General features: G+C 72.4%; 20 protein-coding genes. 14 read left to right on the top strand and 6 right to left on the bottom strand.

Annotated elements, in window-relative coordinates; translation table 11 throughout:
• Positions 1-14: 14 nt before the first annotated feature.
• Together sucB and lpdA are read right to left on the bottom strand one after the other, a co-directional pair.
• Positions 15-1,796, bottom strand: coding sequence for a 2-oxoglutarate dehydrogenase, E2 component, dihydrolipoamide succinyltransferase (gene sucB, locus ACFO9I_RS17625; protein WP_379183197.1), 1,782 nt, complete (start codon positions 1,794-1,796; stop codon positions 15-17).
• 51 nt (positions 1,797-1,847) lie between these two features.
• Positions 1,848-3,227, bottom strand: coding sequence for a dihydrolipoyl dehydrogenase (lpdA, locus tag ACFO9I_RS17620; RefSeq protein WP_379183663.1), 1,380 nt, complete (start codon positions 3,225-3,227; stop codon positions 1,848-1,850).
• A 156-nt stretch (positions 3,228-3,383) separates the two neighbouring features.
• On the opposite strand from lpdA, the gene ACFO9I_RS17615 reads away from it, so the two are divergent.
• Positions 3,384-3,707, top strand: a complete 324-nt coding sequence (locus ACFO9I_RS17615) for a hypothetical protein (RefSeq protein WP_379183195.1) — start codon at positions 3,384-3,386, stop codon at positions 3,705-3,707.
• 9 nt (positions 3,708-3,716) lie between these two features.
• Here ACFO9I_RS17615 and ACFO9I_RS17610 read toward each other — a convergent pair whose 3' ends face one another.
• Positions 3,717-5,216 carry a leucyl aminopeptidase gene (locus ACFO9I_RS17610; RefSeq protein ID WP_379183193.1) on the bottom strand — a complete coding sequence of 500 codons (1,500 nt, stop codon included), beginning with the start codon at positions 5,214-5,216 and terminating at the stop codon, positions 3,717-3,719.
• 56 nt (positions 5,217-5,272) lie between these two features.
• On the opposite strand from ACFO9I_RS17610, the gene gcvT reads away from it, so the two are divergent.
• The 9 genes from gcvT to ACFO9I_RS17565 all read left to right on the top strand — a co-directional run bounded on the left by gcvT (position 5,273) and on the right by ACFO9I_RS17565 (position 13,388).
• A complete protein-coding gene (gene gcvT / locus ACFO9I_RS17605) occupies positions 5,273-6,394 on the top strand; it encodes a glycine cleavage system aminomethyltransferase GcvT (protein ID WP_379183191.1) in 1,122 nt (373 codons plus the stop codon).
• Positions 6,395-6,401: 7 nt separating this feature from the next.
• Entirely contained in the window at positions 6,402-6,659 is a 258-nt protein-coding gene (locus ACFO9I_RS17600) for a hypothetical protein (protein WP_379183189.1), read from the top strand.
• A 109-nt stretch (positions 6,660-6,768) separates the two neighbouring features.
• Positions 6,769-7,272 carry a sigma factor-like helix-turn-helix DNA-binding protein gene (locus tag ACFO9I_RS17595; protein WP_379183187.1) on the top strand — a complete coding sequence of 168 codons (504 nt, stop codon included), beginning with the start codon at positions 6,769-6,771 and terminating at the stop codon, positions 7,270-7,272.
• Positions 7,269-8,423 carry a hypothetical protein gene (locus ACFO9I_RS17590; protein ID WP_379183185.1) on the top strand — a complete coding sequence of 385 codons (1,155 nt, stop codon included), beginning with the start codon at positions 7,269-7,271 and terminating at the stop codon, positions 8,421-8,423. Before ACFO9I_RS17595 ends, ACFO9I_RS17590 begins: the two co-directional genes overlap by 4 nt.
• Before the next feature lie 17 nt (positions 8,424-8,440).
• Entirely contained in the window at positions 8,441-9,274 is an 834-nt protein-coding gene (locus tag ACFO9I_RS17585; RefSeq protein WP_379183183.1) for a PhzF family phenazine biosynthesis protein, read from the top strand.
• 226 nt (positions 9,275-9,500) lie between these two features.
• Positions 9,501-10,940 carry an HNH endonuclease signature motif containing protein gene (locus tag ACFO9I_RS17580; RefSeq protein WP_379183181.1) on the top strand — a complete coding sequence of 480 codons (1,440 nt, stop codon included), beginning with the start codon at positions 9,501-9,503 and terminating at the stop codon, positions 10,938-10,940.
• A gap of 195 nt (positions 10,941-11,135) precedes the next feature.
• On the top strand, positions 11,136-11,945 hold the full coding sequence (locus tag ACFO9I_RS17575; RefSeq protein WP_379183179.1) for a thymidylate synthase: 810 nt from the start codon (positions 11,136-11,138) through the stop codon (positions 11,943-11,945).
• On the top strand, positions 11,942-12,436 hold the full coding sequence (locus tag ACFO9I_RS17570; RefSeq protein ID WP_379183177.1) for a dihydrofolate reductase: 495 nt from the start codon (positions 11,942-11,944) through the stop codon (positions 12,434-12,436). Before ACFO9I_RS17575 ends, ACFO9I_RS17570 begins: the two co-directional genes overlap by 4 nt.
• A gap of 25 nt (positions 12,437-12,461) precedes the next feature.
• Complete coding sequence (locus ACFO9I_RS17565; RefSeq protein WP_379183175.1) at positions 12,462-13,388, top strand: LLM class F420-dependent oxidoreductase; 927 nt, start codon at positions 12,462-12,464, stop codon at positions 13,386-13,388.
• Here ACFO9I_RS17565 and ACFO9I_RS17560 read toward each other — a convergent pair.
• Positions 13,335-14,210 (bottom strand): slipin family protein, encoded by an 876-nt coding sequence (locus ACFO9I_RS17560; RefSeq protein ID WP_379183173.1) that lies wholly within the window; start codon positions 14,208-14,210, stop codon positions 13,335-13,337. The two genes, ACFO9I_RS17565 and ACFO9I_RS17560, sit on opposite strands and share 54 nt — an antisense overlap.
• Positions 14,207-14,755 carry a flavodoxin domain-containing protein gene (locus ACFO9I_RS17555; RefSeq protein ID WP_379183171.1) on the bottom strand — a complete coding sequence of 183 codons (549 nt, stop codon included), beginning with the start codon at positions 14,753-14,755 and terminating at the stop codon, positions 14,207-14,209. Before ACFO9I_RS17555 ends, ACFO9I_RS17560 begins: the two co-directional genes overlap by 4 nt.
• 129 nt (positions 14,756-14,884) lie before the next feature.
• Here ACFO9I_RS17555 and dapA point away from each other — a divergent pair, with 129 nt between their 5' ends.
• Together dapA and ACFO9I_RS17545 are read left to right on the top strand one after the other, a co-directional pair.
• Positions 14,885-15,787 carry a 4-hydroxy-tetrahydrodipicolinate synthase gene (gene dapA, locus ACFO9I_RS17550; RefSeq protein ID WP_379183169.1) on the top strand — a complete coding sequence of 301 codons (903 nt, stop codon included), beginning with the start codon at positions 14,885-14,887 and terminating at the stop codon, positions 15,785-15,787.
• A complete protein-coding gene (locus ACFO9I_RS17545) occupies positions 15,788-17,473 on the top strand; it encodes a ribonuclease J (protein WP_379183167.1) in 1,686 nt (561 codons plus the stop codon). It abuts the gene before it with no gap.
• Positions 17,474-17,714: 241 nt separating this feature from the next.
• Here ACFO9I_RS17545 and ACFO9I_RS17540 read toward each other — a convergent pair whose 3' ends face one another.
• A complete protein-coding gene (locus ACFO9I_RS17540; RefSeq protein WP_379183165.1) occupies positions 17,715-18,359 on the bottom strand; it encodes a lysoplasmalogenase in 645 nt (214 codons plus the stop codon).
• Between the two features lie 121 nt (positions 18,360-18,480).
• Here ACFO9I_RS17540 and ACFO9I_RS17535 point away from each other — a divergent pair, with 121 nt between their 5' ends.
• Both ACFO9I_RS17535 and ACFO9I_RS17530 read left to right on the top strand, forming a co-directional pair.
• A complete protein-coding gene (locus ACFO9I_RS17535; RefSeq protein WP_379183163.1) occupies positions 18,481-21,129 on the top strand; it encodes an FtsK/SpoIIIE family DNA translocase in 2,649 nt (882 codons plus the stop codon).
• The gene (locus tag ACFO9I_RS17530) at positions 21,129-23,054 is read left to right on the top strand and encodes a helix-turn-helix domain-containing protein (protein WP_379183161.1); all 1,926 of its coding nucleotides are present in this window, start codon (positions 21,129-21,131) and stop codon (positions 23,052-23,054) included. Before ACFO9I_RS17535 ends, ACFO9I_RS17530 begins: the two co-directional genes overlap by 1 nt.
• Positions 23,055-23,072 lie beyond the last annotated feature (18 nt).

Here is a 23,072-nt window from a genome sequence, read left to right as displayed (position 1 = left end):
GTGCCGGGTCGGGCTCAGACCTCGAACTGGCCGGACTCCAGGCGCTGCTTGACGTCCTTGAGGAACCGGCCCGCGTCCGCGCCGTCGACCAGCTGGTGGTCGTAGGACAGGGACAGGTAGACCATGTAACGCACGGCGATCGTCTCGCCGAGGTTCGGGTCGTCGATGACCACCGGGCGCTTGACGACCGCGCCGGGGCCGAGAATCGCGACCTGCGGCTTGTTGATGATCGGGGTGTCGAAGAGGGCCCCGAAGCTGCCGAGGTTGGTGATCGTGAACGTGCCGCCGGACAGCTCATCCGGACCGATCTTGTTGGTGCGGGTGCGCTCGGCGACGTCGGCGATCTTCTTCGCCAGCCCGGCGATCGACAGGTCGCCGGCGTCCTTGACCACCGGGGTGAGCAGGCCCTTCTCGGTGTCCACCGCGAACGCGACGTTCTCGCGGTCGAAGTAGGTGACCTCGCCGGCCTCGGTGTCGATCGTCGCGTTGAGCGACGGGTGCACCTTCAGCGCGTCGATCGCCGCCTTGGCGAAGAACGGCAGGTAGGTCAGCTTCACGCCCTCGCGGGCCAGGAAGTCGGCCTTCGACGCCTCGCGCAGCCGCGCGATGTTGGTGACGTCCACCTCCATGACCTGGGTCAGCTGGGCCGAGGTCTGCAGCGACTCGACCATCCGGCTCGCGATGATCTTGCGCAGGCGCGACATCTTCTCGGTCTTGCCGCGCAGCGGCGACGGGGTCGCAGCGGGAGCGGCCGGCGCCGAGGACGCAGCAGCCGGGGCCTGCTGGGCGGCGGCCGGCGCGGGCGCCGGAGCCTCCTTGGCCTTGGCGGCCTCGAGCACGTCCTGCTTGCGGATCCGGCCGCCGACGCCGGTGCCGGTCACGGTGGAGAGGTCGACGTCGTGCTGGGTCGCGAGCTTGCGGACCAGCGGGGTGACGTAGCCGGCCTGCTCGCCGCGGTCGCTGCTCTCGGCGGCCGGCGCCTGCTGGGGCTCGGGCTCCGGCTGCTTCTGCGGCTCGGGCGCCTTCTCCTCCTGCTTGGGCTCGGGCTCCGGCTCGGGCTCGGGCGCCTTCTCCTCCTGCTTCGGCTCGGGCTCGGGCTCCGGCTCCGGCTCCGGCTCGGGAGCCTTCTCGGCGGGGGCCGCGTCCTTGTCGCCGATGACGGCGAGCTCTGCGCCGACCTCGACGGTCTCGTCCTCCTCGACCTTGATCTCGAGCAGGGTGCCGGCGACGGGGGAGGGGATCTCGGTGTCGACCTTGTCGGTGGAGACCTCGAGCAGCGGCTCGTCGACCGCGACCTCCTCACCGACCTTCTTCAGCCAGCGGGTGACGGTGCCCTCGGTGACCGACTCGCCCAGCGCGGGCAGGGTGACCGACGTGCCGGAGCCCCCGGAGGGCTTCGTCTCGGCGGCGGGCTTCTCGGCCTCCTCGGCGGCCGGGGCCGGCTCCTCGGCGGCGGCGGGCTCCTCGGCCTGCTGCTCCTCGACCTGGTCCTCGGCGGGCTGCTCGTCCGACTGCTCGGCGGACTCGTCGGAGCCGCCGGCGTCGCCGGACGACTCGCCCTCGTCGCCGATCATGGCGAGCACGGCGCCCACCTCGACGGTGTCGTCCTCCTGCGCCTTGATCTCGAGCAGGGTGCCCGCGACCGGCGAGGGGATCTCGGTGTCGACCTTGTCGGTGGAGACCTCGAGCAGCGGCTCGTCGACGGCGACGGTGTCACCGACCGACTTCAGCCAGCGGGTGACGGTGCCTTCGGTGACGGACTCGCCGAGTGCCGGCAGGTTGACTTCGGTGGCCATGGAGTTCCTTCGCTCGCGTCTCTTCGTGGGGAGTTCTGGTGGTGGTTCGGGTCAGGAGTGGGCGTGCAGGGGCTTGCCGGCCAGGGCCAGGTGGGCCTCGCCGAGCGCTTCGTTCTGGGTCGGGTGCGCGTGGACCAGGGGAGCCACGTCCTCGGCGTGCCCCTCCCAGTTGTAGATCAGCTGCGCCTCGCCGATCAGCTCGCCGACGCGGTCGCCGACGAGGTGGATGCCGACGACCGGGCCGTCCTTCTGGCGCACCAGCTTCACGAAGCCCTGGGTCTTCAGGATCTGGCTCTTGCCGTTGCCCCCGAGGTCGTAGGTGACGGTCTCGATGCCGTCGGCGCCGTACTTCTCCGAGGCCTTGGCCTCGTCGAGCCCGACCGAGGCGATCTCGGGGTGCGAGTAGGTGACGCGCGGGATGCCCGCCTCGTCGATGGGCTGCGGGTCGAGGCCGGCGATGTCCTCGGCCACGAAGATGCCCTGCTGGAAGCCGCGGTGGGCCAGCTGCAGGCCCGGGACGATGTCGCCGACGGCGTAGACGCCGTCGAGGTTGGTGCGGCAGCGCTCGTCGGCGAGCACGAAGCCGCGCTCCATGGCGACGCCCTGCTCGTCGTAGCCGAGGCCGTCGGTCGACGGGCCGCGGCCCACCGCCACCAGCAGCAGCTCGGCCTCGATCACGTCGCCGCCCTCGACGGTCACGGCCACGCCGGTCTCGGTGTGCTTGACGCTCTGGAACGGCGTGCCGGTCCGGAAGTCGATCTTGCGCTTGCGGAAGGCCCGCTCGAGGGCCTTGGAGGAGGCCTCGTCCTCGACGGCCACGAGCCGGGGCAGCGCCTCGATGATCGTCACGTCGGCGCCGAAGCTCTTCCAGACGCTCGCGAACTCGCAGCCGATGACGCCGCCGCCGAGCACGATCACCGAGGACGGCACGCGGTCCAGGCGCAGTGCGTGCTCGGAGCTGATGACGCGCTCGCCGTCGATGTCGAGGCCGGGCAGCGACCGGGAGTAGGAGCCCGACGCCAGCACGACGTGCTTGCCGGAGTACGTCGCGCCGCCGACCGTCACCTGCTTGGGACCGGTGAGCCGGCCCTCGCCCTCGATGACGGTGATGCCGCGCGACTTGATGAGTCCGGTCAGGCCCTTGAAGAGCCGGGAGACGACGCCGTCCTTGTAGGAGTTCACGCCGTCCATGTCGATGCCCTCGAGCGTCGCGCGGACGCCGAACTGGGCGGACTCGCGGGTCGAGTCGGCGACCTCCGCGGCGTGCAGCAGCGCCTTGGTCGGGATGCAGCCGACGTGCAGGCAGGTGCCTCCGAGGTTGCCCTTCTCGACGAGGCCGACGGTCAGCCCGAGCTGTGCTGCGCGCAGGGCGCAGGCGTAGCCGCCGGAGCCTGCGCCGAGGATGAGTACGTCGTAGTCGGCGTCGGCCACGCTGGTCCTTCCGAGTGTCACGGGCGATTGTCGGCCCCATCTTTGCACTTCTGGCAACCGTGTCCACACCGGCCTTGAGCGACTGGCGAGTAGCAACGAGGCACAATCGGTGGCATGGGTTTGTTCGACCGCTTCCGCCGCGGCTCAGGTCCCCGCATGAGCCGGCCCGCACGCGACGCTGCACGCACCGGCTCGACGCGCGTCCGCGCCGCGAGCCGGGTCGACGAGCAGCACCTGAACGAGTGGGTCGCGGCGCGGCGCGGCGTCGAGGGCTTCGTCGAGCCGCGCACCGCGGTCAGCGACGTGACGCTGCTCCTCGTGGCGCACGACGGCGAGTGGACCCGCCGCCGGGTGCCCTCGGTCGACTGGGCGCACCGGTTCTGCAACAGCCACCACGTGCCGTCGTACGACGCCGCCGTCGTGGGCGTGCCGCAGCGGATGCGCGACTACAACCGCCGCCGCAAGCAGCAGGGCCTCTGACCGGACTGCTCAGGCGAGGGTGCGCGCGTAGTCGACCAGGGTCGCGACCGCGACACCGGTGCCGCCGGCCGTGGTGTGGCCCCACGCGCCACCGGAGTTGAACGACGGCCCGGCGATGTCGAGGTGTGCCCAGGGCAGGCCCGCGGTGAACTCCCGCAGGAACGCCGCGGCGAACAGCCCGCCGCCCCAGCGGATCCAGTCGTGCTGGGCGAGGTCCGCGATCTTGCTCGACGTGATCCGCTCGCTCATCACCTCGGGGATCGGCATCGGCCACATCGCCTCGCCTGCCGTCTCCGCGGCGGTCAGCACGTCCTGCACGACCTCCTCGGAGCCGAGCACGCCGGCGACCCGGTCGCCGAGCGCCACCACCATGTGTCCGGTCAGGGTGGCGACGTCGAGGATGACGTCGGGCGCCTGCTCGGTGGCGCGCACGAGCGCGTCGGCCAGCACCAGGCGGCCCTCGGCGTCGGTGTTCAGCACCTCGACGGTCTTGCCGCCGTACATCGTCAGCACGTCGCCGGGCCGGATCGCGGAGCCCGACACCATGTTCTCGGCCATGGGGGCGTAGGTCGTGACCCTGACCGGCAGGCCGAGCTCGGCGATCGCGAAGGTCGCCTGCACGACCGCGGCCGCGCCGGCCATGTCGGACTTCATCTCGCCCATGCTCTGCGCCGGCTTGATGGTCAGGCCGCCGGAGTCGAAGGTGATGCCCTTGCCGACCAGGGCGAGGTGCTTGGTGGCGCCCTTGGGGGCGTAGGTCAGCTCGACGAGGCGAGGCGGGGCGGACGAGCCGGCTCCGACGCCGAGGATGCCGCCGCAGCCGAGCTCGGCGAGCTCCTTCTCGTCGAGCACCCGGATGCCGACCTTGGGTGCGCCGCGGCCCTTGGTCAGCTCCTTGGTCGCGGCGGCGACCGCGTCCGCGAACTTCGGTGGGGTCAGGTCGCCGGGCGGGGTGTTGACCCAGTCGCGGGTGCCGGCGACGGCACGGGACACGATCCGGGCCTCCTCGAAGGCGGTGATGGTCTCCTTCTTGCGCGCCGACGCGCAGAGCAGCACGACCTCACCGGGCGCCGTGTCGTCCTTCTTCGTGTCCTTCTTGTACGCCGTGAACGCGTAGCCGCCCAGCTCGTAGCCCTCGGTCACCGCGCGCACCAGCTCCGGGGTCTCCGCGGGCAGCGCCACCGCCACGCTGGCGGCGTTGGTGACCGCGCGCGCCGCGACGCCCGCGGCCCGGCGTACGGACGTGGCGTCGACCTGCTTGCCGAGGCCGACCAGGACCAGCAGCGGCGTGGTCAGGGCGCCGGAGGTGGGCACCTTCACGACCTCGCCGGCCTTGCCGGTGACGCCGAGCGTCGCGAGCAGGGGGCGCAGCTTGCGGCCGTACGCCTTGGCGACGTCCTCCCCGCCCGGCGCGATCGAGGCGCCCTTCTTGTCCTGCACCACACCGACCACGACGGCATCGGTGCGGGTCTTGGCGGGGCTCGCATTGCGGAGGATGTACGACGTCACCGGGGCAGGATAGCCAGCGCCCTACCAGCGCGGGTGGCTGCGGTAGGTTCGCGTCCATGTCCGACCAGCCGGCCGCACCCGACCTGTTGACCTCCCCCCTCCACGAGCGGCACGTCGCCCTCGGCGCGAAGTTCTCCGAGTTCGGCGGCTGGTCGATGCCGCTGGAGTACCCCTCCGGCGTGGTCAAGGAGCACACCGCGGTCCGCGAGTCCGTGGGCATCTTCGACGTCAGCCACCTCGGCAAGGCCCTGGTCAGCGGGCCCGGCGCCGCGGCGTACGTCAACGCCACCCTGACCAACGACCTCGGCCGGATCGCACCCGGCAAGGCGCAGTACACGCTGTGCTGCGACGACGCGACGGGCGGGATCGTCGACGACCTGATCGTCTACCTCCACGACGACGAGCGGGTGCTGCTGGTGCCCAACGCCGCCAACACCGCCGAGGTCGTACGCCGCCTCGCGGCGACCGCGCCCGAGGGCGTGACCGTCACCGACCAGCACCGCGACTTCGCCGTGCTCGCGGTGCAGGGCACGAAGTCCGACGACGTGCTCGACGCGATCGGGCTGCCCACCGGGCACGACTACATGTCGTTCGCGGAGACCGAGTTCCGTGGAGCGACCGTCGTGGTGTGCCGCACCGGCTACACCGGTGAGCGCGGCTACGAGCTGATCGCGCCCAACGAGGTCGCCGTCCCGCTGTGGGACGCCCTGATGGCGGCGGGCGAGGAGCACGGCATCCTCGCCTGCGGCCTCGGCGCCCGCGACACGCTGCGCACCGAGATGGGCTACCCGCTGCACGGCCAGGACATCAGCCTCGACGTGACGCCCAACCAGGGCCGGCTCGGCTGGGCCGTCGGCTGGTCGAAGCCGGCATTCTGGGGCCGCGACGTGCTGCTCGCGGAGAAGGAGCGTGGCCCCGAGCGCGTGCTGCGCGGCCTGGTCGCCGTCGGTCGCGGCATCCCGCGGCCGGGCATGAGCGTCTCGTTGACCCCCGACGTGCCCCTGTGCGAGATCACCTCCGGCACGTTCTCACCCACGCTGCGCAAGGGCATCGGCCTGGCGCTGGTGCCGTCCTTCGTCAACGCCGAGGCCGAGGTGGGCGTGGACGTCCGCGGCCGACGCGAGATCTTCCAGCTCGTCAAGCCCCCCTTCGTCGACCCGTCCGTGCGAGAGGCGTGATCAACCGGTGAACCTTCCCGAGCAGCCCCCGACGTTCCGTCAGCCCGCGGCCGCCGACCGGCCCTGGTGGTGGCGGCTCGAGAACGCCGCCGGCGCCGAGGTGTCGGTGTCCGAGGACTTCGCCGGCGAGCGCTTCGCCAGCCAGGCGGACGCCGAGTCGTGGGTGGGGGAGTGCTGGTCGGACCTGGCCGCCGAGGGTGTCGACGCGGTGACGCTGTTCGAGCACGACCGGCAGGTCTACGGGCCGATGTCGCTGCACGCCTGAGGCGTCCCTGCCGCACGGCGCGATCCGGAGGGACCGCGGCTCCGAAGAGCAGGTGACCGGGCACGCGTGAGGTCTGGTCCACCGTGCCTCCGTGCCGAAGGATGTCCACATGCGCCACGACAGCGACTTCGCCGCCTACATGACGGCGCGCTGGCCGGCGCTCGTGCGCACGCTGGTCCTGCTCGGGTCGCCGCAGCCGGAGGCCGAGGAGATCGCGCGCCAGGGGCTGGCCCGGTGCTACCTCGGCTGGAGCAGGGTGCGGGAGTCCCTGGACATCGACGTCGAGGTCTACCGCACGGTCCTCGACGTCCTGGGCCGCGCCCGCGCCCGTGTCGGGGGTCGCGCAGCGGGGTCGCCCGAGACACCCGCGTCGTCCGGTGCCACGCAGGTCGTCGAGCCGACCGACGCCGTACTGCTGCGGATCGCGCTCGAGGAGGCCCTCGACGGCCTGCCGGTCGAGCAGCGGGAGGTCGTGGTGCTCCGGTACGTCGCCGGCCTGGTCGAGCCCCAGATCTCCGCCCTGCTCGGGGTTCCCGAGGACGAGGTCGAGTCGAGCCTGGCCACCGCCCGTGACCGGCTCGACCTGGAGCGGCTCTGGGAGGCGCCGCGATGACCGAGCAGCTCGCCGAGGACGTGTTCCGCCTCGCGGGCGAGGGAGTGGAGGTGCCGGCGGCTCCGGTCGACGAGGTGGTCGCCGCGGCCCGCGCGACGCGGGGGCGCCGCTGGCGGGTGGTGGCAGCGTGCGTGGCGGGCGTCCTGGTCGTGGTCGGCGTCGCGACCTGGATCGGGGCGCGGCCCTCGGGGGAGCCCGAGGGATCGCCGGGCCCGACCGGGGTGGTCCGCGCCGAGAACCCCGCCTCGGTCGCCTGGTGGGCCGGCGGCGTGCTCCACCTCGCCCACGTGACCGTCGAGCTGCCCCACGTCGAGGAGGTGGTCGGGCTGGGTGACGGAGCGGTCGTGGGGGATGCGGAGGGGAACGTCGTCCTGGTGGACGGTGACGGGTCGCTGGCGACGATCGGTCGCAAGGCTGTCGGCGCCCCGGTCGTCGCCTCCGAGCACCAGGGCTGGGTGGCGTGGGTGGACCCCCGGGTCCCGGCCCCGCAGATGGAGCCGCAGGGCCCGGCCCCGCAGCTGGTGGTCTACGACGTCGACACGCGGCAGCCCTTCGCGGTCCGCGAGCTGCCGACGCTCGGGCCGCGCCACGACAGCGTGCAGGAGAACCAGCCGATCGCCGTCGACGGCAACCAGGTGTTCTACGCGGGCGAGGACGGGGACTGGGGATGGGTGCCCGACCAGGCGACCCTCGTCGACGTGGACGGCCTCCTCGACGTGTCGGCGGCCACGATCGTGCGCCGGGCGGGAGTGGACCGGATCCGCATCGTGCAGCCGTTCTTCAGCGTGGAGTTCGTGCGGCAGGGGCGCGGCGCCCAGCTCTCCCCTGGGGGTGAGTACGTCCTCACCAGGACGACGAGCAGGCGGTTCGGCGGTGCGTTCGGGCCGGTGCTGATCTACGACACGCGCTCGGGCGACAAGCTCTGGACGGGCCTGCGCCGTCGCGACGTCGCGATGGCCGCGACGCTGGGCCCCGACGACGAGGTGACCTACGTGGTCGCGCACCGCACCGGCGAGCGCCAGGACGTCGAGTTCACGCGGACGTCGTACAACGGGCCCTACGAGCTGCGGACCTGTCACCTCGGCGAGCGCACCTGCTTCACGGTCACCTCCATCCCCCAGACCGGGGTGCTCCCCGTGCTGGCCCGCTGACCACTAGCGTGGCGCCCATGCGCCGCTTCAGCCAGGTCGATGTCTTCTCCGCCGAGCCCCTGCTGGGCAACCCCGTCGCGGTCGTGCACGACGCCGACGGGATCAGTGACGACGAGATGGCGCGCTTCGCGCGCTGGACCAACCTGTCCGAGACGACCTTCCTCCTCGAGCCCACCCAGCCCGGTGCCGACTACCGGCTGCGGATCTGGACCCCGGGCGGCGAGCTGCCCTTCGCCGGGCACCCGACCATCGGCTCCGCGCACGCGTGGCTGGAGGCCGGGGGAGTCCCGGCCGCCTCAGACGTCGTCGTGCAGGAGTGCGGGGCCGGGCTGGTGAGGCTGCGACGTGCCGGCGGCGCGCAGGGACGGATGGCCTTCGCGGCACCGCCGCTGACGCGGTCGGGCCCCGTGGACGAGGCCGACCTGGTGCGGATCGCCGCTGCCCTGCGCGTCGAGCGCTCGGACCTGCTCGAGTCCGCCTGGATCGACAACGGCCCCGGCTGGGTCGGGGTGCGGCTGCGCGACGCCGACGCCGTCCTGGCGCTCGAGCCGGACTGGGCCGTCTTCGACGACCTCAAGATCGGCGTCGTGGGGGAGTACGCCGACGGCGACGTGGCCGTGGAGGTGCGCGCCTTCTGCCCCGGCTACGGCATGCCCGAGGACCCCGTCACCGGCTCGCTCAACGCCGGCATCGCCCAGTGGCTGGCCGGCGACCGGCTGCCCGCGTCGTACGTCTCCTCCCAGGGCACGGTCCTCGGTCGCCGGGGGCGGGTGCACATCGAGACCGAGGGCGACACGATCTGGGTCGGCGGGGACGCGCTCACGACCGTTGCGGGTGAGGTCGCGCTGTAGTCGTCCAGCGTCGGGTGGCTCGCCGCTCGTCCGCGGGCCTGCGGGTCGCGGGTGGTTGCGGTCTTTGGCAGCTACGGGGAGAGGTACGCCGGGGCCCGAGCGCGTCGCCCGGCTTGCGGTCCCGCCGGCGCGCCGCTCGAAAGTTTTACTTTTGCATTTCTCCAGCGGCGCCGGATCGGACCGTTTCCGGGGGGTGAGTGTCGGTGGTCGATGCGATCATGGACGCATGTTCGAAACAGGCGCCAACTGGGATCCGGTCGAGGTCGAGGACCTCGACGCGGACGGCGTGCTCGAGCTCCTCGAGATCCGCCGGCAGGGCGCCCGTGCCGAGGAGCGGGGCAAGCTCCGGCTCGCGCTGCAGTGGGCGGTGCTGCACCCCGCCACCGTCGACACCGGGGTGGCGACCTGGGGCGGCCCGAGCGTGCTGCTGACCGATGAGTCCCTGGGTGGTGACGGCACGCCGGCGGTGGCGGCGTTCGCGCCGGAGCCGGTCGCCGCGACGCTGGGGATCTCCACCACCGCGGGGATGGCGCTGATCGCGGACGCGCTGGACCTGCGGTTCCGGCTGCCCCGGATCTGGCGGCTGGTCCAGCAGTTGGCGGTGGAGCCGTACCGGGCCCGGCAGGTCGCCCAGGCCACCCACCGGCTCTCCAAGACGGGAGCCGCGTACGTGGACGAGCAGCTCGCCCCGAGGTTGTCCTCGTGCGGGTGGCGGGCGGTCGAGACGACGGTGGCGCACGCGATCGCGACGTTCGACCCCGACCTGATCGCCCAGAAGGAGAACAAGGGGAGGGCTGGCTGGCACGTCACGCTGCGGCACGACCACCCCGGCCGGTTCGACGGCACCTCCTACCTCGATGTCGCCGGGGACACCCTCGACCTGACCGCCTTCCACGACCTGGTCTGCGACCAGGCCGCCCAGCTCAAGGCCATGGGCGACACCGACGAGCTCGAGGTCCGCAAGGCCAAGGCCCTCGGTGTGATCGCCGCCCAGCAGGCCACCCTCGACCTCCTCTCCGTCACCGGCCAGAACACCGGCCAGAACACCGGCCAGAACACCGGACAGGACCCCGGACAGGACCCCGGGCAGGACCCCGGGCAGGACCCCGGGCGGGCCGCCGCATCGGCGGCCGCGAAGCCGCGGCCGCCCAGGACCCGGCTCTACCTCCACCTCAACCTGGCCGACCTCGCCACCGGCTGCCCCACTGAGCCCGGCACGAGCGGGACGGTGACCGGCACGGTCGAGCGGCTCGGCCCCGCCACCATCGACCTCATCAAGCAGTGGGTCGGCAGGTCACGCGTCACCGTCCAGCCCATCCTCGACATGAACAGCCGCAACGCGGTCGACCAGCACGACCCACCCCCGTGGATGGCCGAGCTGGTCATCCTCCGCGACGGCCACTGCGTCTTCCCCTGGTGCCAGATCGACGCGAGACGGTCCGACCTCGACCACATCGACCCCTATATCCCGATCGACGAGGGCGGACCACCCGGCCAGACCGCACCCGACCGACTCGCCCCACTCTGCCGGCGACATCACCGCTGCAAGACGTCAGGACGTTGGCGCTACCGACGCAGACGCGACGGCACGTATGAGTGGCCCGGCCCCCACGGCCGCAGCTACCTCGTCACACCCCACGGCACCATCCGCCTCGACACCAACTGAGCACGCAGAGCAGCACGGCAGGCCCGACCACCCGGCACCCACCGGGCGATCGGGCCTGCCGTGCTGCCCTGTTCCGCCGCCTGCCCCCCCCGCCCGCGTGTCGACCGCCCTGACCGGCGCCCGCCGCTCGACCACTCGGCGTCCGGCGCCGAGCGCCTCGGCCACGAGCGCCCCGCCCGGCGGTAGTCTCGCCCCGTGCAGGCCTACCTCGATCTCCTCCAGCGCGTGCTCGACGAGGGCGTCGAGAAGGGCGACCGGACGGGCACCGGCACCCGCAGCGTCTTCGGTCACCAGATGCGCTTCGACCTCGCCGCCGGGTTCCCCCTCGTCACGACCAAGAAGATCCACACCCGCTCGGTGTTCGCCGAGCTGCTGTGGTTCCTGCGCGGCGACACCAACGTGAAGTGGCTGCAGGACCGCGGCGTCACGATCTGGGACGAGTGGGCCGACGCGAACGGCGACCTCGGGCCGGTCTACGGCTACCAGTGGCGCAGCTGGCCCACGCCGGACGGGCGCCACGTCGACCAGATCGCGCAGGTCGTCGAGCAGATCCGCAGCAACCCCGACTCCCGCCGCCACATCGTCTCGGCGTGGAACGTCGCCGACATCCCGCAGATGGCGCTCGCGCCCTGCCACACGATGTTCCAGTTCTACGTCGCCCCCACCGAGTCGGGCCGGGGACGGCTGAGCTGCCAGCTCTACCAGCGGTCGGCCGACGTCTTCCTCGGCGTGCCGTTCAACATCGCCTCCTACGCCCTGCTGACGCACATGGTCGCCCAGGTGACCGACCTCGAGGTGGGCGACTTCGTCCACACGCTCGGCGACGCCCATCTCTACCTCAACCACCTCGACCAGGCCCGTCTCCAGCTGACCCGGGAGCCCCGGCCGTTGCCCCGGCTCGTGCTCGACCCGTCGGTGACTGCGCTGGACGAGTTCGACCTCGAGCACATCGCGGTGGAGGGCTATGACCCGCACCCCGGCATCAAGGCCCCCATCGCGGTATGACCACTGCTCAGGGCAAGCGCGTCGTCCTCGTCGCGGCCGTCGCCGAGAACGGCGTCATCGGCAACGGACCGGACATCCCCTGGCGGATCCCGGGTGAGCAGGCGCAGTTCAAGGAGCTCACCCTCGGCCACACCTTGGTCATGGGACGCACGACCTACGACTCCATCGGTCGCCCCCTGCCCGGCCGCACCACGATCGTCCTGACCCGCGACCCCGCCTGGCACGCGGACGGGGTCCTGGTCGCGCACGACCTCGACGAGGCCCTGGCCCGGGCCGACGAGCTGTCGGGCGACGTGATGGTCGCCGGCGGCGCGCAGGTGTACGCCGCCGCCATGCCGCTCGCCGACGAGCAGGTCATCACCGAGGTCCACCGCGACCCCGAGGGCGACGTGCTCTACCCCTCCTTCGACCCCAGCGAATGGACCGAGACCCGCCGCGAGCCCGGCGAGGAGTACGACCGGGTCTGGTGGAGCCGGCGCCGGGAGTACTGACCCCCGCTCTGGCAGGGTGGGCGCCATGGAGCTGCGCATCTTCACCGAACCCCAGCAGGGCGCGACGTACGACGACCTGCTCGCCGTCGCGCGCACCGCCGAGGAGTGCGGGTTCGGGGCGTTCTTCCGGTCCGACCACTACCTCGGCATGGGCACCGAGGGGCTGCCTGGCCCGAGCGACGCGTGGGTGACCCTCGCCGGCCTGGCGCGCGACACCACCACCATCCGGCTCGGCACCATGATGACCAGCGCGACCTTCCGCCATCCCGGCCCGCTCGCGATCGCGGTCGCGAACGTCGACCAGATGAGCGGCGGCCGCGTCGAGCTCGGCATCGGTGCGGGATGGTTCGAGCAGGAGCACGCGGCGTACGGCATCCCCTTCCCCGACACGGGGGAGCGGTTCGACCGCTTCGAGGAGCAGCTCGCGGTCATCACCGGCCTGTGGGGCACGCCCGAGCGGGAGCGGTTCTCCCACGACGGCGAGCACTACCGGCTGGCCGACTCGCCGGCGCTGCCCAAGCCGGTGCAGCGGCCGCGCCCTCCGATCCTGGTCGGTGGCCGGGGGAAGCGGCGCACGCCCGCGCTGGCCGCACGGTACGCCGACGAGTTCAACCTGCCGTTCGTGGACGAGGAGCTCACCGGGACCCAGTTCGTGCGCGTCCGCCGGGCGTGCGAGGAGATCGGTCGCGACCCCGACGAGCTCGTCTGGTCCAACGCGCTGGTCGTGTGCGTCGGCAGGGACGAGGCCGAGGTCGAGCGGCGTGCCGCCGCCATCGGCCGCGACAAGGACGAGCTGCGCGCCAACGGACTGGCGGGCACGCCGCAGGAGGTCGTCGACAAGATCGCCCGCTTCGCCGCGCTCGGCACCGAGCGCGTCTACCTGCAGGTGCTGGACCTCTCAGACCTCGACCACGTGCGGCTTGTCGCCGAGGAGGTCATGCCCCACGTCTGAGACGGGGACCGGCCTCCCCGGCCTCCCCGGCGTCTCCGGGGTCCCGCCGGCGGCCGCCAGCGTCTCGCGGCGCAGGAACGCGCCGAGGTCGCCGATGGTGCTCATCAGGGGCGCCGGGAAGACCACGGTGGTGTTCTTGTCGACGCCGATCTCGATCAGGCTCTGCAGGTTCCGCAGCTGCAGCGCCAGCGGATGGGCCATCATGATGTCCGAGGCGCTCCCCAGCGCCGCCGCGGCCGCGGACTCGCCCTCCGCCGCGATGATCTTCGCCCGCTTCTCCCGCTCCGCCTCGGCCTGGCGGGCCATCGCCCGCTTCATGCTCTCGGGGAGCTGGATGTCCTTGAGCTCGACCAGCGTCACCACCACGCCCCACTCGGCCGTGGCGCGGTCCAGGATCTCGCGGATGCTCACGTTGATCGCGTCGGTCTCCGAGAGCGTCTGGTCCAGCGTGTGCTGGCCCACGACGTTGCGCAGCGTGGTCTGGGCGATCTGGTTGATCGCGGCCGCGACGTTCTCGATCGCCACCACGGACTTCACGGCGTCCACCACGCGGTAGTACGCCACCCCGGCGACGTCGATGCTCACGTTGTCGCGGGTGATGATGCCCTGGCTCTGGATCGGCATCGTCACGATCCGGAACGACACCCGGTGCAGCACGTCGACCACCGGGATGATGAAGCGCAGTCCCGGCTCGCGCACCCCGATCACCCGACCGAGCCGGAACAGCACACCCTTCTCGTACTGCTTCACGATGCGGACCGACAGCGCCAGCACCACCGCGACGACGGCGAGGACCACCAGGCCGATCAGCCAGCCGCTCACGTCGACCCCTCCGGCTGCACGCTGCGCGGCAGCTCGGCCGCGATCTGGCGCGCCCACTCGTCCACAGCGGTCCAGTCGCGGAAGTCGCCCGCGGGCAGCAGCTGGCGTCCCCGCGGCACCCGACGCACCAGCCGGTCGAAGCGGCGCAGCTTCTCCGGCTGCAACGCCCCGTAGAACACCTGCGCCCCGCGCGGGGCAAGCGCCTCCTCCATCTCGGCGAACTGCCGCGGACGGGTCACCTCGAGCTGGCCGCGTCTGTCCGCCTCACTGTCCGGGCGCCCGAGCGGGCCGCTGCTGAACAGCCACACCGGACGCTCGGCGAGCAGGTCCACGTGGTGCATCACGAACTCCACCGGGCCCTCGAGCCACGAGCCCTGGTACGCCGCGCTGCCGATCACGAACGCGTCGTACCGCTTGGCGTCGATGAACTCCGATCCCTCCTCGACATCGACCTGCTGCCCGCAGGCCCGCAGGGTCTCGGCGATGCGCTCCGCGATGCCCTGGGTGGCGCCGTAGCGGCTCCCGTAGACGACGAGAACAGTCATGGTCTCCTCCTTCAGGTCCACGGTGCAGCGCAGCACCGGGCGGGGGCAGGGCAGAAAGACCCGGTCGTCCGGATCGCCCGTCCCGTGCGGTGGTCGGAGCACGGACCGGCGGGCGATAGCCTGTTGCCCATGACGAACCTGCCCGAGGCTCCGTTCGGCCGCGTGCTGACCGCGATGGCGACCGCCTTCCACGACGACGGGTCGGTCGACCTCGACGGCACCGCCCGGATCGCGGCGCACCTCGTCGAGCACGGCCACGACGGCGTCGTCGTCTCCGGCACCACGGGCGAGTCCCCGACCACCAGCGTGGCCGAGGACGGCCAGATCCTGGCTGCCGTCAAGGACGCCGTGGGCGACCGCGCTTCGGTCGTCGCCGGCGTGGGCACCAACGCCACCGCACACTCCGTCGAGCTGGCCCAGCAGGCCGAGAAGATCGGCGCCGACGGCCTGCTGCTCGTCACCCCCTACTACAACAAGCCCGGCCAGGCCGGGGTGCTCCACCACTTCCGCACCGTCGTGGAGTCCAGCAACGTCCCCGTGATGCTGTACGACGTCCCCGGCCGCACCGGGACGCAGATCTCGCTCGAGGTCTACGAGCAGGCGATGGCGCTCGAGCCGGTCGTGGCCGTCAAGGACGCCGTCGGCGACTACGCCCGCGGCGTCAAGATCATGCAGATGGGCTACGCGCTCTACTCCGGCGACGACGCCAACACCCTCGGCTGGCTCGCCCACGGCGCCGCCGGCGTCGTCTCCGTCGTCGGCCACGCGGCCGGTGACCTGATCCGGGCCATGGTCGACGCCTACCTGGCCGGCGACCACGCCGAGGCCCTCACCCTCTTCACGCGGATGCTCCCCGCGATCGACGCCGTCATGGGCGTCCCCAACTACGGAGCGACCACCGCCAAGGCAGCACTCCAGCTGCTCGGCGTCCTCGACAACCGCAACGTCCGCGGGCCGCTGGTGCCGCTGGACGACGACGAACTGGCCGCGCTGCGAGCGGGACTCGCCGCGTCGGGCCTGCTAAGGAACTAGATGTCTCACCCTCATCCCGAGCTCTCCGCACCGGCCGCGCTGCCGAAGGGGGGTTTGCGGATCACCCCGTTCGGCGGGCTCGGCGAGGTCGGCCGCAACATGACCGCCTTCGAGTACGACGGCCGGATCCTGATCGTCGACTGCGGCGTGCTCTTCCCCGAGGACAGCCATCCCGGCGTCGACCTGATCCTCCCGGACTGGTCCTCGATCCGGGACCGGCTCGACGCCGTGGAGGCGCTCGTCCTCACCCACGGGCACGAGGACCACATCGGCGCCACGCCGTACCTCCTCCGCGAGCGCGGCGACATCCCGCTCGTCGGCTCGGAGCTGACCCTGGCCCTGCTCGGCAGCAAGCTGCGCGAGCACCGGCTCAAGGAGACCGTCCACCACGTCGTCAAGGAGGGCGACCGGATCTCCTTCGGTCCCTTCGACCTCGAGTTCGTGGCGGTCAACCACTCCATCCCCGACGCGCTGGCCGTGGCGATCCGCACCGGCGCCGGCATGGTGCTGCACACCGGCGACTTCAAGATGGACCAGCTGCCGCTGGACGGCCGGATCACCGACCTGCGCGCCTTCGCCCGGCTGGGGGAGGAGGGGGTCGACCTCTTCCTCACCGACTCCACCAACGCCGAGACGCCCGGGTTCACCCCCGCCGAGAAGTCCATCACCCCGGTCATCGACCGGGTCTTCCACGAGTCGCAGCAGCGCGTCATCGTCGCCTGCTTCGCCTCCCACGTGCACCGGGTCCAGCAGGTGCTCGACGCGGCGTACGCGCACGAGCGGCAGGTCGCCTACGTCGGCCGCTCGATGGTCCGCAACATGGCGATCGCGCGCGACCTCGGCTACCTCAAGGTGCCGCCATCGGTGCTCGTCGACACCAAGGACCTCGCCGACCTGCCGCCCGAGCGCCAGGTGCTCATCTCCACCGGCTCGCAGGGCGAGCCGATGAGCGCGCTGTCGCGGATCGCCCAGCGCAACCACAACTTCGTGCACATCGAGGAGGGCGACACCGTCCTGCTCGCCTCCAGCCTGATCCCCGGCAACGAGAACGCCGTCTACCGCGTCATCAACGGGCTCGCCCGCTGGGGCGCGAAGGTCGTGCACAAGGGCAACGCCCTGGTCCACGTCAGCGGCCACGCCAGCGCCGGCGAGCTGCTCTACTGCTACAACATCGTCAAGCCGAAGAACGTGCTCCCCGTCCACGGCGAGATCCGGCACATGCGCGCCAACGCCGACCTGGCCCGGGCCACCGGCGTCCCGAACGTGGTGCTGGCCGAGGACGGCGTGGTGGTCGACCTGGTCGACGGCGTCGCCTCGGTGGTCGGCAAGGTCGACTGCGGCTACGTCTTCGTCGACGGGTCCTCGGTCGGCGACATCACCGAGTCCGACCTCAAGGACCGCCGCATCCTCGGCGAGGAGGGGTTCATCTCGGTCATCGTCGTGGTGGACTCCGTGACCGGCAAGGTGTCCAGCGGCCCCGAGATCCACGCCCGCGGCTTCGCCGAGGACGACTCGACCTTCGACGCCATCAAGCAGCCGATCATCGACGCCCTCGACCGGGCCGTCGCGGAGGGGAACACCGACTCCTACCAGCTGCAGCAGACCGTACGCCGCGTCGTCGGTCGGTGGGTCAACCAGACGCACCGGCGTCGGCCGATGATCATTCCGGTGGTCGTCGAGGCATAGTTCCGCGCTGCGCGCGGTTCTGGGCGGCCCTCGACCCACGACCTCGGCGCCGGGCCCTGCGCCGCGGCCCCGTCCCGTCGCTTGGCTCGCCGCGTCGCCGGCGGCGCTCCGCCGTGCCCGGCCGCCGCTTCGGCGCCGCGCCTCGCTTCTACGCTCCTCGGACGGCGCCCCGGCTCCGGGCCCGGCGCTGCGGATCGCTGCCTCGGCTGTCGTCTTCTGGGTGTTGTCTTCTCGTGGTCGGTCAGGTGGTGGCCGTGAGCACGCCGGCGACGATGAGGGCCTGGCCGACGTGGTAGGTCACCATCACGACGAGGTGGCCGTGGGGGAGGGGGCGCACGAAGCGGTCGATGCTCAGGGTGGCGTCGCTGGCGACGAAGACCGTGGCGCCGGCGGCGACCAGCCACTCGCCGGTGAACCAGGCGCAGACCAGCATCGCGCCGATGGCGGCGGTGTAGACGGCGACCGGGGCGGAGAGGGCGACGCCCTCGAGGCGGTGGGTGGCCGGGAGCACCTCGCGGGTGGCGACGACGCTCGCGAGGAGGACCGCGACCGCGACCCACGACCAGGCGGGGCGGGGCAGGCCGAGGGTGGCGAAGCAGGCGAGGTAGGCGAGGTGGCCGACCAGGAACGCCGCGACGCCGGCGCGGAAGCGCGACATGGAGTCCCCGAGCAGGGCGACGTCGCCGAGCAGCCCGAACACCAGGGCGACCAGCAGCCACCGGCCCGGCGTGCTGTCCGCGGCTCCCAGCACCAGCGCGGTGACGACCAGGGCGGCCAGGGTGGCCGGCTTGGCCCAGGTCTCGGTACGCCGGTCGCCGCGCGCCACCGCCCACCAGTCCAGCGGAGCCAGCACGGCGGGGAGGACCCAGATCAGCTCGGAGCGCACAGGGGCAGCATGGCAGCGCGGGTCGGGGTGCGCCGGATCACGGCCGCGCCGACGCGCGCGTGAGCGACACGCATCGCTGTGGTCCCTGTGACTGGTGTGACCATCGATTAGGTTGATGAACATGGCGACCCGTACGTCTTCCCCGCCGGGGTCGCGGAGCAAGAGCACGTCCACGACCGGTACGCGAAGTACCGGTCGCAGCGGCTCGAGCGCCCGATCCCGGAGTACCGGCAACAGCTCGAAGAGCAGGTCCGGCTCGAGCAGTGCGTCCCGAAGCAGGGCGTCCTCCTCCCAGAGCAAGGCCAGGAGCAAGAGCAAGGCCTCGAGCGCGCGCCGGCCCGCACCCCGAGCCGTCCGCAGCGGCCCGGGGCCGGTCGCCCGCGCCTTCACGGCCCTCGCGCGGGGAGTGGCAGCCGTCTGGCTCGCCATCGCCCACGCCGTCGGCGCCACCGCGCGCAGCATCGGGCACACCGCCCGTGACCTCGAGCCCGAGCACCGCCGCGACGGCATCGGGCTCTTCCTCTTCGGTCTCGCGGTCGTCTCCGCCGCCGCCGTGTGGTGGCAGCTCCCGGGCTCCGTCATGGACGGCGCCCGCACCGTGGTCGAGGGCTCCGTCGGCAAGGTCGGCTTCCTCGTCCCCCTCGCGCTGGTCTGGGTCGGCTGGCGCAACATGCGCGACCCCGAGCACAACGGCCCCGCGGGCCGCCAGGTCGTCGGCTGGGCCGCCCTCTCCTTCGGGGTGCTCGGCATCGTCCAGATCGCCAACGACAACCCGCAGCCGGTGCTCGGCGACGCCACGGACCTGCGCGACGCCGGCGGCGCCGTCGGCTACGTCGTCGCCAGCCTGCTGCTCGACCTGCTGCGCACGGCGTACGTCGTCGTGCCGCTGCTGGCGCTGCTCGCCTTCTTCGGCGTCCTGGTCATCACCGCCACGCCGCTCTACCAGGTGCCCGCGCGGCTCGCCGAGTCGCGCGACAACCTGCTCGGCCGCCACCACGAGGACGAGCCGGCCGAGGAGGCGAAGCCCGGCCGCAGCCGGCGCGCCCGCAGCGCCGACGACGAGATCGACCCCGAGATGGGCGACCCCGCCTACGACACCCCGGTCCTGGAGGACCGGGAGGTCAAGAAGCGTCGCGGCAAGCGGGAGCCCGACGCCGTCGACGTCGCCATGGCCGAGACCGACCCGGTCGGCCTCAAGATCTTCGAGCCCCCGGTGGAGGAGCCCGCGGCCAAGACCGAGCTCGAGCCGCCGCCGCACACCCCGCTGCCCCCGCGGGTCGAGCAGCTCGCGCTCTCGGGCGACATCGCCTACACGCTGCCCGGCAACGAGGTCCTCAAGCCCGGCTCGCCGCACAAGGCGCGCTCCAAGGCCAGCGACGCGGTCGTCGACCGGCTCACCCAGGTGATGGAGGAGTTCGGGATCGACGCGCAGGTGACGGGCTACACCCGTGGCCCCACCGTCACCCGCTACGAGGTCGAGCTCGGCCCCGCGGTCAAGGTGGAGAAGGTCACCGCGCTGTCGAAGAACATCGCGTACGCCGTCGCCTCGGCCGACGTGCGGATCCTCAGCCCGATCCCCGGCAAGTCCGCGATCGGCATCGAGATCCCCAACGTCGACAAGGAGATCGTGTCCCTCGGCGACGTGCTGCGGTCGAACACCGCGCGCTCCGACCACCACCCGATGGTCGCGGGCCTCGGCAAGGACGTCGAGGGCGGCTTCGTCGTCGCCAACCTCGCGAAGATGCCGCACCTGCTGGTGGCGGGTGCCACCGGCTCCGGAAAGTCGTCGTTCATCAACTCGATGATCACCTCGATCCTGATGCGGTCCACGCCCGACGAGGTCCGGATGATCATGGTCGACCCCAAGCGGGTCGAGCTGAACGCCTACGAGGGCGTCCCGCACCTGATCACGCCGATCATCACCAACCCCAAGAAGGCCGCCGAGGCGCTGGCCTGGGTCGTGCGCGAGATGGACATGCGCTACGACGACCTGGCCAACTTCGGGTTCCGCCACATCGACGACTTCAACAAGGCCGTCCGGGCGGGCAAGGTGGAGGTGCCGCCGGGGAGCGAGCGCGAGCTGGCGCCGTACCCCTACCTGCTGGTGATCGTCGACGAGCTCGCCGACCTGATGATGGTCGCGCCGCGCGACGTCGAGGACGCGGTCGTCCGGATCACCCAGCTGGCCCGTGCGGCGGGCATCCACCTGGTGCTGGCGACCCAGCGCCCCTCGGTCGACGTGGTCACCGGCCTGATCAAGGCAAACGTGCCGTCCCGGCTGGCGTTCGCGACCTCGTCGCTCGCCGACAGCCGGGTCATCCTCGACCAGCCGGGCGCCGAGAAGCTGGTCGGCCAGGGTGACGGCCTGTTCCTGCCGATGGGTGCCTCCAAGCCGGTGCGTGTCCAGGGCTCCTGGGTCACCGAGGCGGAGATCGCCCAGGTGGTCAAGCACTGCAAGACCCAGCTCGAGCCGACGTACCGCGAGGACGTCACGGCACCGGCCGCGAGCAAGCGCGAGCTGGACGACGACATCGGCGACGACATGGAGCTGGTCATCCAGGCCATCGAGCTCGTCGTGTCCACGCAGTTCGGGTCCACCTCGATGCTCCAGCGCAAGCTCCGCGTCGGGTTCGCCAAGGCCGGACGACTGATGGACATCCTCGAGAGCCGCGGCGTCGTCGGGCCCAGCGAGGGCTCGAAGGCTCGCGACGTGCTCGTGAAGCCAGACGAGATCGACGGCGTCATCGCCACACTCCAAGGAGAGATGTGATGGAGGCACGTGCCCTGCACCACCTCGACGAGCACCAGTCGTACGAGGACACCTTCGACGACAGGGGGCCCGAGCCGCTCGGCCTGGCCCCGGAGCCGGTGGAGATCCGCCGCAACGGCGGCCTGGCCGCGCTGATCGGCGTGGTCGCCTCCGCGGTGGGCATCGCCTACCTCGCTCGCGCGACCAGCACAGGAGCCTGGCTCGACTGGCTGCTGTTCGCGGTGATGGGCGGCCTGGGGGTGTCCTACCTCCTGGCGTTCGTCGACGCGCGTACGCCGCTGCTCGTCGCCGACACCCAGGGCGTGCGGATCCGGCTCGGCCGGACCTGGCGCGGGATGCCGTGGGGGGCCCTGTCCCACGTCGAGCACCGGCCCCGCCGCGGTCCGCTCCGCGACGGCCGGCTCGCGCTGGTGGCCCGCAACCCCGAGCGGGTGCTGGAGGAGCTCGACCGCGGCGGTCGGCGCCAGTCCCGCATCGCCCAGCGCCTCTACGGCTCGCCGTTCGCGGTGCCGCTGGCGCTCTCGACGCGCGTCACCGGTGCCGGTGACGACCTGACCGGTGCGCTGGCGCGGCTGGCCGGCGACCCTGAGCTCGTCGTGGAGGTGCTGCCCGAGCCGGTGGCGGAGGAGGTCGACGAGGCCCTGGCCGAGGTCGCTGACCACGACGAGCCCGAGGACGCGTACGACGCCTCTGCCGCCGTGCTCCCCGTCGAGGTCGAGGAGACCGAGGACGAGGACGTCGACGGCCCCGCGTCGGCCCGCCGCTGGCCGGACCCGCGCCCGGGCCTGGCCCGGGGGATCGGCCTGGTCGCGGCGCGGCTGTCCCGTGGCCGTGACGCCGAGCCCGACGTGCAGGACGACCCGTCCGACGCGACGCCGACCGAGGAGGTCGCGGCCGACGAGCGTCCCGCCGCCCGGTCGGCCGAGCCGGACCAGGTCGCGAGCGCGACGCCGAGCCCGCTGCGCGACCCCGTCGTCGCGGTGCGCGCGGAGTTCCGCAGCGACCTCACCGTGGGCGCGGCCGCCCTCGCACCGGCCGACGACGACGTGGACTCCGTGCGTGGGCTCCCCGAGGCCCGTGAGCTGCGGCGGCCCGGCAGCGTCAACCTCGTCGAGGACACCCTCGTCTGGGGCGACCGGGTCCGTCCGATCGCCCGCGAGGGTGCCGCCGTCGAGCCGCTGGTCATCGACGACTTCACGGTCGAGCCCGCCGAGGACCCGGTCGTGGGCCCCGAGCTGGCCGCAGCCCGGACCCGCCTGGGCCTCACCGTGGACCAGCTCGCCGAGCGCACCCGCATCCGTCCGCACGTGATCGAGTCGATCGAGGTCGACGACTTCGCGCCCTGCGGGGGCGACTTCTACGCCCGGGGACACCTGCGCACGCTGGCCCGCGTCCTCGGCGTCGACGTCGCACCGCTGCTGACGTCGTACGACGAGCGCTACGCGGACGCGCCGATCAACCCGCGCCGGGTCTTCGAGGCGGAGCTCGCCACCGGTGCCGGTGGTGCGATCCGTGGCACCCGCGGCGGGCCGAACTGGTCAGTGCTGATCGCTGCGGTGATGACCCTGGTGCTCGCCTGGTCGATCGCCCGCCTGGTGATGGACAGCCCGGTCGAGCTCAGCCCCCCGGCCCCGCGGCTGAACGGCTCGGCCGGACCCAACAACAGCAACCTGCAGCTGGGTGACCCGGTGGCCGTGGTCCTGACCGCCCGGGGCGGCGCCCACGTCGTGGTGCGTGACGGCGCCGGCAACCTCGCCTGGTCGGGTGACCTGGCCTACGGCGAGACCCGCACGCTGAAGTCGGTGGCGCCCCCGGTCCGGGTCCAGTCGTCGGACGGCTCGCTCCAGGTGAAGGTGGACGGCGACGACCGAGGCGCGCTCGGCTCCGACGGCGAGCCCGCGCAGAACACCTTCCCGGTCCGCTGATCGCGACGGGGGCGGGTG

This window comes from Nocardioides sp. GCM10023255 (assembly GCF_042653125.1).
Lineage (GTDB): Bacteria > Actinomycetota > Actinomycetes > Propionibacteriales > Nocardioidaceae > Nocardioides.
Note: the sequence above shows the minus strand (reverse complement) of the source record. Positions and strands in the feature narration are given on the sequence as shown.